Origin of the sequence: Sphingobacterium sp. InxBP1 (assembly GCF_026191775.1) — a bacterium.
Classification (GTDB): domain Bacteria; phylum Bacteroidota; class Bacteroidia; order Sphingobacteriales; family Sphingobacteriaceae; genus Sphingobacterium; species Sphingobacterium thalpophilum.
Map to the genome: position 1 here is coordinate 119,401 of NZ_JAINDX010000049.1, position 13,683 is coordinate 133,083.

Sequence of the window (13,683 nt, forward strand, 5' to 3'; positions counted from 1 at the left end):
ACAGCATGAAGACAGCTATTTTCGCGCTATGTTTAACGCTGAGTACGGTCATGTTATCCGCACAGCCTTTTCAGGTAACGAAAAATGGGATATCTCTGACTTACAACAAGCAGACTGGCACTTATACCTTAAGTAACGGGCAAATTTCCTATATCAAGGATGCAAGTGCTTATTTCAAACTTGCCAACGGTGAAAAAATTAGTTCGGGCCAACTCAATCAGGGTCGAAAAGTAATTGAGACGGTAATCAGCGATAGACTTGGAGCAGGCAAACGATACACCGTTTTGTCCAAGACATCTGGCGGAATAGAGCTGTTGCAGCATTTTTACTTCTATGACAACAGCAATATGGTTATTCTGGAGCTGGAAGTCAGAGGGAAAAACCTGTCCAGTAATGAGCTGGTCCCGGTCTGGTCCAATGCAGCAATAACTATACCCGGAACTTCTCTTTATCAGCTTGCCGTCCCCTTTGACAATGACACTTTTATCTCCTATGAAAATAATATAATTTCGCCGGCCAATAAGGTCAGCTCGGAGATCGGGGTTGTCTATGATAAGGAAAGCCGGCATGGCCTGTTGATTGGGTCTTTGGATCAGTCGGTGTGGAAGTCTGGCATTGAGATCAAAGGTAAAGGGAACATGTATAATCAAATCTCTGTGAAAGCAGGGTTCACTGATGCCACCATTACACGGGATTCGATGGAACACGGCTTGGTAAAAGGTCATGTGATCCGTTCGCCGAAATATATGGTATCGTATGTTGAGAATTGGCGAGACGGATTGGAACAGTATGCTAAGACTCACCGTATTCTGTCACCGCCTTATGTACAAAGGTGGCAAGGGGCCACGCCCGTGGGCTGGAACAGTTGGGGCGTCATACAGGATAAAATCAATTATCAGAACGCTACGGCGACGGCAGACTATTTTGCTCATGATATTCCCTATTTCCGCAATGCAGACGGTGAGGCCTTTATGGATCTGGACTCTTTTTGGGACAACATGACTCCGGGTGGTATGTCAGGCGACTATACACAATTAAAACAGTTTGTGCACTACTGTGATTCATTGGGACTCAAGCCGGGCGTTTATTGGGCTCCTTTTACGGATTGGGGCCATGCAAGCGGCCCTGGGCGCAAGGCGGAGGGCAGCTCATTTACCTTTGGCCAGTTATGGACTAAGACACAACACGGCTACCACAATCTGGATGGGGGGCGTGCACTGGACCCTACACACCCAGGTACATTAGCCCGCATGGATGTGATCCTGGGGAGGTTGGTTGACTGTGGATTCAAGATGATCAAAATTGACTTTCTGTCGCATGCCGCGATAGAATCCACTGGCTTTTACGATAAAAACGTGTATACGGGGATGCAGGCCTATAGCGTGGGGATGAAGCATCTGGTTGATGTCCTGAAAGGTAAGATGTTGATTTATGCTGCGATTTCACCTTCATTGGCCACCGCGCAATTTGCCCACATGCGGAGAATTGCCTGCGATGCATGGAAAACCCTCGACCAAACACAGTATACCCTAAACAGTGTTAGTTACGGATGGTGGCAAACCTATCTCTATGACTTTATCGACGCCGACCATCTGGTCTTTCACGATGAGCGTCCTGAGATTAATAAAGCGCGACTGCTTTCAGGTGTGGTAACAGGTACATTGATTCTTGGTGATGACCTGTCAAAAAAGGAAAGCTGGCAGCCCAAAATGAATGCATACCTTCAAGATCCGGAAATTTTAAAGATTGTAGCAGATGGCAAAAGTTTTCGCCCAGCAGGATTTGTGCAAGGTAAGGCAGCTAATATGTATTATTATAAGAAGGTGGGGACAGATCTGTATTTAGCCGTATTTAATTTCAATACAGGGCCAGCCGCAGTGCACATTGATTTCAAACAGATTGGCCTCGAGCCTGCTGAGAAATACCAGGCAGTAGAACTGTTTGACAAAGGTAAAGTTGAGCTGATTGCCGAAAAATCAATTGCGTTTGAGCAGGCAGGAGCAAAATTATTTAAAATTGCTCTATTTTAATCGTTACATATGAAGTTGAACAAAGAAGAATACTTTAAAGCGCTGATTGACCGTATTAAACGGTTGGAGGAATTGAACACGTTATCAAAACATGAATGTATTGTACAGGGAGTATTGGATGCGATTGATGCCAACGAATTGGAAGTGCATTCCAGTTTGCCTTCGGTTAATAATCTGATTCAATATCTGGGTTATGCGCGGGAAACTTTTGCGAAAGCTTATCGCGACCTTATCGCTCATGGTGTTGTCGAGTCTAAAAATCGGAAAGGCTATTTTGTGGTGAGCAACAATACCCAGATGAAACAGAAAGTAGCCGTACTGCTCTACGCATATGATACCTTTCAGGATACTCTGGTCAATGAGCTGCGCGCAAACCTACCGGAGGAGATAGCGGTGGATCTTTTTTTCCACCACAACAACATGGAAACCTTTGAAGATATTTTTAACCGTATACAAGGCCGATATACCGTATATATTGTTGCTCCGATAGAAAACAAAGAGTCTGAATTGATGCTGCGGTCCATACCTGCATCTAAATTGATGATTATCGACCGGCTGATGGATCTTGGTGAAGAGTACTCTTATGTCGCGCAGGAATTTGAACAGGCGACTTATGCCGTCTTTCAGCAGCTGTACCCCAAGATCAAGAAGTATAAAGAGCTGGTTTTTTACTTTAGGGAGAATACTGCCGAACCCAATGAAATCAAAAATGCGTACTTACGCTTTTTAAAAGAATACAAAGTCAAAGGGCGCATTGAAAAACAATACCATGCAGGAGATCTGCGGAAAGGAAATCTGTATTTTACCATCCACAATCCGGAGCTCTATCAAATTTTAAAGGAGGTACTTAAGAAAGGCTGGACATTGGGGCAGGATCTAGGCGTGCTATCTCATAACGACGATGTTATTAAGGAGATCATCAGCGGTGGAATTACGACCTTTTCGACAGACTTTGCAAAGATCGGTTCGCAGGCCGCCCGATTTGTGCTGGAAAGAACATTGATCCGGGAAATCGTGCCAACGACATTGGCTGACCGCCATTCAGTATAAAAATACAAAAGGATGTTTAAATGATAATTTTCAGTTTCTGTCTTTTTACAGGTCTGGTAGCACTTTGGTCCCTCTGGAAATTTAAGAGCAACTACTCTACCACACTCAATGGCTTTTTTCTAGCTGGGAAAAGTAATAGCTATTGGATGGTTGGCTCTGCATTGTTATTGACAAACTTAAGTGCCAATCAGTTTATCGGTGAAAATGAGTCGGTATACATCAATAACCTATCGGTGATAGGTTGGGGTGTGAGTTCTGTAGTAGCCATGTTGCTGGTCTCAGAATTTTTGCTGCCTATTTACTTTAAACATGGTTTTCGCACGGTGCCAGATTTCTTGGCATTGCGGTTTGATGGAAAGACTAAGCTGATGGTCTCGATCATTATCCTAGTTGGTTATATAGTCAATTTACTGCCCCCTGTGTTGTATGGAGGTGCCCTCAGTCTGGCGACGATGTTTGATGTCCCGGGCATACTGAACATCAGTTATTGGCAGAGTATCTGGCTGCTGGTCTGGGCACTTGGTATCATAGGAAGTTTATATAGTATCCTAGGGGGACTGAAGCTGATTTCTCTTTCTGACCTCGGGCTAGGGCTTTGTCTGTTTCTGCTGGCAGTACTGATTCCAATTTTTGCCCTCTGGTACCTTGGAAAGGGGGATATCTGGTCTGGTGTATTGCGTATATTTCATGAAAAAACGGAACATCTGAATGCGGTGGGAAGCAAACATGACGCAGTACCCTTTTCAACCTTGTTTACAGGGATGTTGTTGATCAACTTTTATTACTGGGGGATGGAGCCTTATATCGCTCAACAGGCTTTAAGTGCGAAGAACTTAAAAGAGGCACAGAAAGGGATGACATTAGCGGCCGCCGGTAAACTATTGATGCCCTTATTAATCAATCTTCCGGGGTTGCTAGCCGTGCATTTACTTCCTAATGTACAGCCAACCGCTTCTGTTTTTCCAAAACTTATCGTGCTGATTTTTCCGGATATGCTGATCGGCTTTTCGTTAGCCCTTGTGTTCGGCGCCGCCATGACCACTTACACAGCCGGTCTTCAAAGCTGTGGCAGTCTCTTTATTTTCAACATCTACAAACCCTACCTTGAAGTTAAAAACAAGCCTGTAAGTGAAACAGAACTGGTAAAAAAGGGAAAGCTGTTCGAATTCATCATTTCTATCTCGGCGATGTTTATTGCTCCATTTATACTTTTTGCACATGATGGGTTCTATACATATCTTCAGACCGTATCGGGATTGTTCAATATGCCTATTTTTACAATTATGCTACTGGGAATTTTGTCCCGGCGGGTAACACCGGGAATGGCCAGAATAGGGCTGTTCCTTTATATGTTGAGCTATTTTCTGATGGTATTCGTCTGGAAAACAGAGCTGCATTATCTTCATCTGTTTGCGCTGCTTTTTGTCGCTGTTGCTTTAATCATCTGGTGCGGAAGCAAAATCAGCCAACCGAACTATATCGCAGCCTATGAATTCGAATTTTCCGGTCAGAAAAAAGATTCCTATTGGACAGGCAGATATCGGGTAGGTATGATTCTGCTCTTATTGATGGTGCTTATTTATATTATTTTTTCACCAATGGGCATTGCCCAATAATTGTAATGTTGCTGTTCATGAACAAAAAATTAAAATACCTGATTGGTTTACTTTTGATAGCCTGCGTTCCGCACATTTATGCACAGCGCTACTACCTTTGGGATGACAAACCGGCGAATGACTGGATGACTGCAGCTTATCCGATCGGCAATGGGCGAATTGGCGCCATGATTTTTGGCGGCGTACATGAAGAGCATATTCAATTTAATGAAAATAGCCTTTGGACGGGTGATGAGCAGGAAACCGGATCTTACCAAGCTTTTGGGGATCTATTTATTCGTTTTAATCAGGATAGCACCAAGACGTTCTCATCTTATCAACGCAAGCTAAATTTGGATAAGGCTCTGCATGAAATCGTTTACCGACAAGATGGACAGCAGATGTGCCGCCGGTATTTTGCGAGCCGGCCAGATCAGGTGATGGTCTTTGAGTATACCAACAGTAAAAAAGGTGTTCTGAATGCCCTCATAACGCTGCGGGACGCACACGGCGGAACGGTAGAAGCTAGTGATGGCGGCCTAGTTTTTAAAGGCACGCTTGCCAATGGCATGAAGTATGCCGCAAGGGTGCAGGTTAGAATAGAGGGCGGTGTGCTTTCTGCGGGCAGAGATGAAAACGGACAGGCTCAGATCTTTGTTCAATCTGCAGATAAAATGCTTCTTTTGTTAAGTGCAGCAACGGACTATGCCAATACGAGAGCGACAAACTGGAAGTCGAAAGAGGATCCTGGGCAGGCAAATGAACGTTATCTTAACCAGATAGAGAAGCTGGACGTAAACAAGCTTCTGGCTCGTCATGTCGCAGATTATACCACTTTGTTCGACCGGGTGGAGCTGAAGCTGGCTCATAGCCAACTAGACGACAAGCTGACGACAAAAATGCTGTTGGAAGCTTATAAAAAACGACCCATTCCGGCACTGGAGGCGTTGCTGTATCAATATGGACGTTACCTACTGATCAGTTCTTCGAGAAAAGGTAGTTTACCGGCCAATCTACAGGGCCTGTGGAACAACAGCAATAATCCACCGTGGCGCTCGGATTACCATTCCAATATCAATGTGCAGATGAACTATTGGCCTGCAGAAGTGGCTAACCTGAGTGAATCCGCCTGGCCTTACCTCGATTATATCAACAGTATGCGCGAGGTCAAAAAAATAAATACGCGAAAGGAATTTCCGGGCGTTAGGGGCTGGACGGTCAGAACAGAAAATAATATTTTCGGAGGGGAGAGCTTTCTTTGGAATACCCCTGGAAGTGCCTGGTATGCGCAGGCACTTTGGGAACATTATGCGTTCAATAACGATAAAAATTACCTACGTGAATTTGCATACCCAATCTTGAAAGAGATCAGTGAGTTTTGGGATGACCGCCTTGTTCGAAGACCAGACGGAACGGTAGTAGCACCACAAGGCTGGTCTCCGGAACATGGCCCAACCGAGGACGCGGTGAGCTATGATCATCAGATTATCTACAACCTATTTAGCAATTATATCCAGGCAAGCCAAATTTTAAATATCGACGTAGGTTACCGTAAGCATATTGCTGCACTTCGCGATGCACTACTCAAGCCTAAGGTCGGGAAATGGGGACAATTGCAGGAGTGGGAAACCGACCGCGATGATCCACAGGACAAACATCGGCATGTATCACATCTGTTTGGATTATATCCCGGTAATCAATTTTCAGTTTTGAAGACGCCAGAATTTGCTAAAGCTGCCCGAGTCTCCCTCACGGCGCGTGGCGATGAGTCTACAGGATGGTCCATGGCCTGGAAAATGGCCTTTTGGGCCAGGTTGCAAGATGGAAACCATGCCTATAAAATCCTGACTAACTTCATTAACCTCGTAGGTGGAGACGGCATCGATTATAATCATGGCGGCGGCGTGTATGCCAACCTGCTCTGTGCACATCCACCTTTTCAGATCGACGGTAATCTGGGCTATGTGGCTGCTCTGAGTGAAATGTTGCTGCAATCGCAGACCGACATCCTTGAATTACTTCCTGCATTACCGGATGCTTGGTCCGCAGGAACGGTTAGCGGGCTCAAAGGCCGGGGCAACATAACCATCGAGAAGATGGAATGGAACAACAGCAGCATTAGGCAGCTTATTCTTTCATCGCCGCAAGATCAAACGATTCAGGTATTGAGCCCTACGCCATTGGCAGGTCTAAGTCCACAGCGGGACATTAATGGCAAATACTTGTATAAGATTCAGTTGAAAGCAAATAAAATAGTCAAGTTCGTTAACAAATCCTAAATCTTTTTATATATGCCAACCCATCATTTTAAACATGTTGTACTGGGGCTTTTGATGGCCCAAGGGCTTGTCCATCTGGAAACACAGGCGCAGTCCAAACAGATTCCTATTGAAACCAGATCGAATGCCTTAGTGTTGGAGTACGATTCCACGAAAACACTGAAAATGCTCTATTACGGGGAAAAATTGAGTGATTCTAAAGAGTACTCGACCATTGCAAGTGGTTATAGACAATTGACAGATTATAGTGGCCTCTCCAATGCGGCGTATACCCCCTCAGGTTCAAAAAACCTACTGGAACCGGCCATCAGTGTTGTTCATGCCGATGGTAACCGCTCCTTGGACCTACGCTATGAAAAGCATGAGGTGAAAAATCTGGATGCCAATGTCAAACAGCTTGATATCACCCTAAAAGATCCAGTATACGATATTTATGTCGTTTTACACTACAAATCGTTTTTGAATGAGGACATCATTGAGCAGTGGGCAACCATCCAAAATAAGGAAAAGAAAGTCGTCACGCTGGAAAAATTTGCTTCGGCCAATCTGACCCTGCGCTCCAAGGCGTATTGGCTACGGCAGTACCATGGCGACTGGGCAAAAGAAATGCAAGTTGAGGAGGCGCCCTTGACTCATGGCATTAAAGTGTTGGACAGTAAACTCGGAACACGCGCGAATTTATTCCAGCCACCTTCCTTTATGGTGTCTCTGGGCAAGGCGGCATCCGAAGATGAAGGAACAGTGCTGATGGCAAGCCTTGGGTATAGTGGAAATTTTAAGGTGGATTTTGAAGTGGACTACCTCAATAACCTACGTATCATTGCCGGAATCAATAACTATGCTTCCAATGTAAAACTAGCCAGCAATCAGGAGTTTACTACACCCAAATTGATCTATACCTTATCAACGAAGGGAAAAGGCACCGCCTCCCGAAATCTGCACAATTGGGCCCGTAAATATCAGCTGCTGGATGGAAATGGCGAACGCCTGACTTTACTCAACAATTGGGAGTCGACCTACTTTGATTTTAATGAACAAAAATTAAAAGGTTTGCTCCGGGATACCAAAAAACTAGGGGTAGATCTATTTTTATTGGATGATGGTTGGTTTGGAAATAAATATCCGCGTAACAGCGATCACTCCAGTCTAGGAGATTGGCAACCGAACCGCACAAAACTGCCTAATGGTATCGCGACACTCGTGGAAGAAGCGACCAAGCAGGGCGTTAAATTCGGTATCTGGGTAGAACCAGAAATGGTTAGCCCCAAATCCGAACTCTACGAACAACATCCGGATTGGGTCGTCAAACAGCCACAGCGGGAAGAACATTACTTCCGTAATCAGTTGATCCTGGATCTGACAAATCCGAAGGTGCAGGATTTTGTTTTTCAGATCCTTGACGACCTGTTTACCAAAAATCCGGCATTGGCCTATATCAAGTGGGACTGTAATGCGGTCATTTACAATGCGCATTCGGCATTTCTAAAAGACCAGGGGGCTTTCTATGTTTCTTACGTGGAAGGCCTTTATAAAGTACTGGAGCGCATTCGTTCGAAGTATCCGAAAGTGCCGATGATGTTATGTTCGGGCGGTGGTGGTCGTGTGGACTATGCGGCACTTCGGTACTTTACCGAATTTTGGCCTTCGGACAATACAGACCCTCTGGAACGTATTTTTATGCAGTACGAGTATTCGTACTTTTTCCCGGCAATCAGTACCTCAAACCATGTGACTGACTGGGGAAAACAGTCCCTCAAATTCCGTACGGATGTAGCGATGATGGGTAAACTGGGTTTTGATATTGTGGTTAGCCATCTGAAAGAACAGGATCTCTTATTCTGCCAGCAGGCGGTAAAGAATTACGACGCGCTTAAAGGAACAATCTGGCATGGGGAGCAGTATCGTCTGGCTGATCCACGTGAAGGTGACTTTGCCGCCCTCAGCTACGTGAATAGCCAAAAAACCGAGGCTGTAATCTTCAACTATCTGGTCAATAATCGCTATGGTATAGGAACAACCGATCCTGTTCGTTTAAAAGGACTGGTTGCCCAAAAGCAATATCGGGTGGAGGAGATCAACCTGTATCCGGGAACCAAGTCGAGCTTAAACCAGGGACAAACCTATTCGGGCGACTACCTGATGAAAGTTGGCGTAAATCCAGACTTGAATAGCAACCGTCCCAGTGTTTTACTAAAAATATCGGCACTCTAAAAAATAACTGTGGCACATCCGAAGCTCCGGGTCCAACAGTTAGGACTTCGGATGCGTCAAATGTATACCGAATTGAGCACGAAACTCAAAAATCATGATAAAATCTAAACAGTATAAACGGACTTTGCTGGCGCTGCTACTCAGCGTTGCCAGTGGATTTTCTGCCCTACAGGCCAAAGTACAGCTGCCGGCTTTTATTGGCGACAATATGGTGCTGCAGCAGAAAGAAAAGGTCAAGATCTGGGGGACAAGTACCGCAGTAGGGAAAGAACTTCGCGTAAACACCAGCTGGAACAACAAGAACTACCAGGTTGAGGTCGGTCAGCAGGGAGGCTGGCAAGTCTATCTGGAGACCCCGAAATACGGTGGACCCTACCAGATTACCATCAACGATGGTGATCAATTGATCCTCAAAAATATCCTGATCGGCGAAGTCTGGTTTTGTTCAGGACAGTCAAATATGGAAATGCCCCTGGCGGGCTGGGGTAAGATCAATAACTTTGAGCAGGAAATCAAAGCAGCCAACTTTCCCAATATTCGTATTTTGCAGATACCAAAAGCAACGGCCAATCAACCTACCACAGCAGTGAAGGTGGAGTCTGGTGGATGGAATCCGGTGACGCCACAAAGTATTCCGGAGTTTTCGGCGACGGCCTATTTTTTTGCACGTGAGATCTACGAGAAAACAGGCATTCCCATTGGCCTGATCCATTCCTCCTGGGGTGGAACAATCATTGAAGCCTGGATGAGCCGGGAGGCACTTACACCTTTTTCAACCTATACGGCGGCCATTGATAAAATCCAGCGTCCGGATGCACAGGAAATCTATGCGAAAGATCTGGCCGAATGGAATCGCGTCGCCGAACAGCAGGATCAGGTGAAGACAGCAACCCAGGGCGAGTGGTTTGCACCACAATTGGATAAAAGCAGCTGGTCGACGATTACTATTCCGAGCTTTTTTGACAAGAACCTGTTTCCGGGAATGGATGGTGTCGTTTATTTTGGCAAAGACGTTGCACTACCGGCACATTGGCAAGGCAAACCCCTTAAGTTGATTTTGGGAGCGATTGATGACAACGACATCACCTATGTCAATGGTACAAAAGTGGGTGAAACCGTTGGTTACGATCAGATTCGGAAGTATACTGTTCCTGCAACGGCCAATAATGGCAGCCTATTGCATATCGCCGTTCGTGTATTTGATGGAGCCGGCGATGGCGGAATATATGGCGGTACAGAACAACCTCGACTAGAAGGACCAAACGGCGAACAGCTATCTCTCGTCGGAGACTGGAAATGCAAAGTAGGGTATGATCTGGCGAAGCTGCCGGCAAGACCTAATACGATGGAGGGGCCCAATAGGCCTACTGTGCTCTACAATGCCATGGTCAAACCTTTTGTGGATTTTAAAATAAAAGGCGCCATTTGGTACCAGGGTGAAAGTAACGCGGATTCAAAAGACGCTCCCTATGAGCAACTGCTGCCCGCACTGATTCGGGACTGGCGCCAGCAGTGGAACAATGAAAAGATGCCATTCTATTTTGTTCAACTGGCCAACTTTAAAGCAAAAAGTGTAACACCGCAGCCTTCTTCCTGGGCGAGATTACGGGAAGCACAGCGCCAAACACTCAAATTGCCTTATACAGGTATGGCAGTCATTGCTGATATCGGCGATGCACTGGATATCCATCCGAAAAATAAGCAGGATGTCGGTAGAAGGCTTGGCTGGATTGCAACAGCGCAGCTTTATGGGAAAAAGATCCCTTATTCGGGACCTGTTCTTGAGCATTGGACGACAAAAGCCGCAGAAATGGAACTTAGCTTTAACCCCATGGGCAAAAAGCTTGTGCTGAAAGGAACGGATAACCGCAACGGTAGTTTCACAATTGCGGGTGCCGATCAGGTTTTTTATCCTGCAGAAGTCAAACAGATCGGAAATAAGCTGATCGTATCTGCCAAAGAAGTACCATCGCCCGTCGCAGTGCGCTACGGCTGGGCCGATAACCCGGATCTGACTTTATACAACGAAGCCGGGATACCCGGATCTCCCTTCCGAACCGATGACTGGACAAAAAATTAAAACCACATGAATAGATCATCAAAAATAAACCTTCGGAAAGGTCAGTTACTCTGTACGCTTGTGGTTTTCTTTTTTTCGGGAAACTTATTTGGGCAAGTGCTGGGGGGCAAACTTTGGTATCGGCAGCCGGCAAAACAATGGGAGGAGACCCTGCCCCTGGGCAATGGAAAAATTGGTATGATGCCTGATGGTGGATTGAAGAATGACCATATTGTGCTCAATGATATCACCCTATGGTCGGGAAGCCCTCAGGATGCCAATAATTATGAGGCCAGCAGGTATTTGGATAGTATTCGAAATCTGATCAAAAGCGGGAAAAACGACCTTGCTCAGCGTCTGATCGACCAGCATTTTATCTGCAAAGGCCCCGGATCGGGCGGTAAGCAATGGGGCTGTTATCAAGTGCTCGGCAATCTGATGCTTGCTTTTGACGGACAAACGGATCTCAACGCAGTGCAGAACTATCGCCGGGAACTGGATCTCGATAAGGCGATGGCAAAAACAAGCTATGAGCTCAAAGGCGTCCGGTATAGCCGCGAATATTGGACAAGCTTTGCTGATGACCTGGGCGTTATTCGTTTACAGAGCAGCAAAAAAGGCCAGCTAAGCCTGGAAATCAAGATTGACCGTCCCGAAAGGGCTACTGCCAAGACCGAGGATGGCGAGCTTGTTTTGGTAGGACAATTGGACAACGGTGTGGACGGTAAAGGAATGCAGTTTAAAACACGTGTCCGCGCACAGATTAAAGGCGGGAAACAGCTGGTAAAGGAACACTCTATTGTCATCCAGCAGGCTGACGAAGTGCTGATTTACGTGGCAACAGATACTGATTTTAAAGGTAAGGATTTTGAGCGTACAACAGCTGAAACGCTAAAAAAGGCGTTGAAAAAATCCTATAGCCAGCAGTATGCCGAACATCTGCGAAACTATTTGGCCCTGTTCAACCGTTTGTCGCTCCGATTGGGGCAGTCGAAAGATGACTTACCGACCGATGAGCGTTTGGTGGCCTTTGGTAAAGAACCGGATCAGGATCCAGGGCTGGCAGCGCTATTCTATCAGTATGGTCGTTACCTGAGTATCAGCAGTACGCGCTTAGGCTTGCTACCACCAAACTTACAGGGCTTATGGGCAAATCAGATTCAGACGCCCTGGAATGGGGACTACCACCTGGATATCAATGTGCAGATGAACCATTGGCACCTCGGGGCGGCCAATTTGGGCGAGCTCAATGAACCCTTGGTAGGGCTTGTGGAAGGTCTTATGGCCCCGGGGGCAAAGACCGCTAAAGCATACTATAATGCACCGGGCTGGGTAGCCCATGTGATCACCAATGTATGGGGCTATACCGAACCCGGAGAGTCTGCTTCCTGGGGAATTGCCAATGCGGGCTCGGGCTGGCTCTGCAATAACCTTTGGGAACATTACCTCTATACCGAAGATATAGCCTATCTACGACGCATATACCCGATTCTCTACGGAGCAGCACAGTTTTACTCCAGTGCCCTGACCGAACACACAACCAAGGGCTGGTTGCTGACTTCGCCCTCTGTATCTCCCGAAAATTCCTTCAAGCTCCCCAATGGGCAGCAGGCAAACGTCACGATGGGACCAACGATAGATAATCAGATCGTACGTGAATTATTTGGAAATATCATCCATGCAGCGGGATTATTGGGCAAACAATCCGATCCTTTTTTAACGAAGGTTGCGGCGCAGCTTAAACGCTTAGCTCCGGCGGTACAGATCGCCAAAGATGGCCGCATCATGGAATGGATCGAAGATTATGAAGAGGTGGATCCGCAGCATCGGCATATCTCGCATCTGTACGGTCTGTATCCAGGTTATCTGATTCGTTATGATGAACATCCAGACTGGCAGCTTGCCGCTAAAAAAAGCCTAGATGTGCGGGGGGATGATGGACCGAGTTGGGCCATTGCCCATAAACTACTCTTTTGGACCAGATTGCATGAAGGCGAGCGGGCTTATAAATTATTTCGGCAACTCATGACCCCACGTGTCGATACACATATCAATTATGGTGCTGGTGGTGGTGTTTACGCCAATTTGTTAACAGCAGGCCCCCCATTTCAGATCGATGGTAATTTTGGTGGAGCAGCTGGTATTGCCGAGATGCTGGTGCAGTCCCATCAGGATACGGTGTATCTTCTACCGGCGGTGCCTCAGGCCTGGAAAAAAGAAGGCCGGGTGAGGGGCATGCGCATCAAGGGAAATCACACATTAGATATGGAATGGAAAGATGGTAAGATCCTGAACTATCAGATTTATTCAGCCAAATCACAACAACTTAACGTATGTATAGATCATAACTGGATCGCCTATCGTACAAAAGAAAAATAACAAAACATAGCGTCCTCAACCGAATTGGATCATGCAATTTTTTGCATGATAGGGGATACTTTGTGCCAAAAATTTCAAGA

7 protein-coding genes are annotated in these 13,683 nt (G+C 46.1%); all 7 read left to right on the forward strand.

The window, feature by feature from the left end:
* The first annotated feature begins 5 nt into the window (after positions 1 to 5).
* The gene (locus K7A41_RS20555) at positions 6 to 2,030 is read left to right on the forward strand and encodes an alpha-galactosidase (RefSeq protein ID WP_265715266.1); all 2,025 of its coding nucleotides are present in this window, start codon (positions 6 to 8) and stop codon (positions 2,028 to 2,030) included.
* Between the two features lie 9 nt (positions 2,031 to 2,039).
* Positions 2,040 to 3,080, forward strand: a complete 1,041-nt coding sequence (locus tag K7A41_RS20560; RefSeq protein ID WP_265715267.1) for a GntR family transcriptional regulator — start codon at positions 2,040 to 2,042, stop codon at positions 3,078 to 3,080.
* 20 nt (positions 3,081 to 3,100) lie between these two features.
* A complete protein-coding gene (locus K7A41_RS20565; RefSeq protein WP_265715269.1) occupies positions 3,101 to 4,696 on the forward strand; it encodes a solute:sodium symporter family transporter in 1,596 nt (531 codons plus the stop codon).
* A 17-nt stretch (positions 4,697 to 4,713) separates the two neighbouring features.
* Positions 4,714 to 6,954 (forward strand): glycosyl hydrolase family 95 catalytic domain-containing protein, encoded by a 2,241-nt coding sequence (locus K7A41_RS20570; protein WP_265715271.1) that lies wholly within the window; start codon positions 4,714 to 4,716, stop codon positions 6,952 to 6,954.
* A 12-nt stretch (positions 6,955 to 6,966) separates the two neighbouring features.
* Positions 6,967 to 9,165 (forward strand): alpha-galactosidase, encoded by a 2,199-nt coding sequence (locus K7A41_RS20575; protein WP_265715272.1) that lies wholly within the window; start codon positions 6,967 to 6,969, stop codon positions 9,163 to 9,165.
* Positions 9,166 to 9,259: 94 nt separating this feature from the next.
* Positions 9,260 to 11,245, forward strand: a complete 1,986-nt coding sequence (locus tag K7A41_RS20580) for a sialate O-acetylesterase (RefSeq protein WP_265715273.1) — start codon at positions 9,260 to 9,262, stop codon at positions 11,243 to 11,245.
* Positions 11,246 to 11,251: 6 nt separating this feature from the next.
* Positions 11,252 to 13,603, forward strand: a complete 2,352-nt coding sequence (locus tag K7A41_RS20585; protein WP_265715274.1) for a glycoside hydrolase family 95 protein — start codon at positions 11,252 to 11,254, stop codon at positions 13,601 to 13,603.
* Positions 13,604 to 13,683 lie beyond the last annotated feature (80 nt).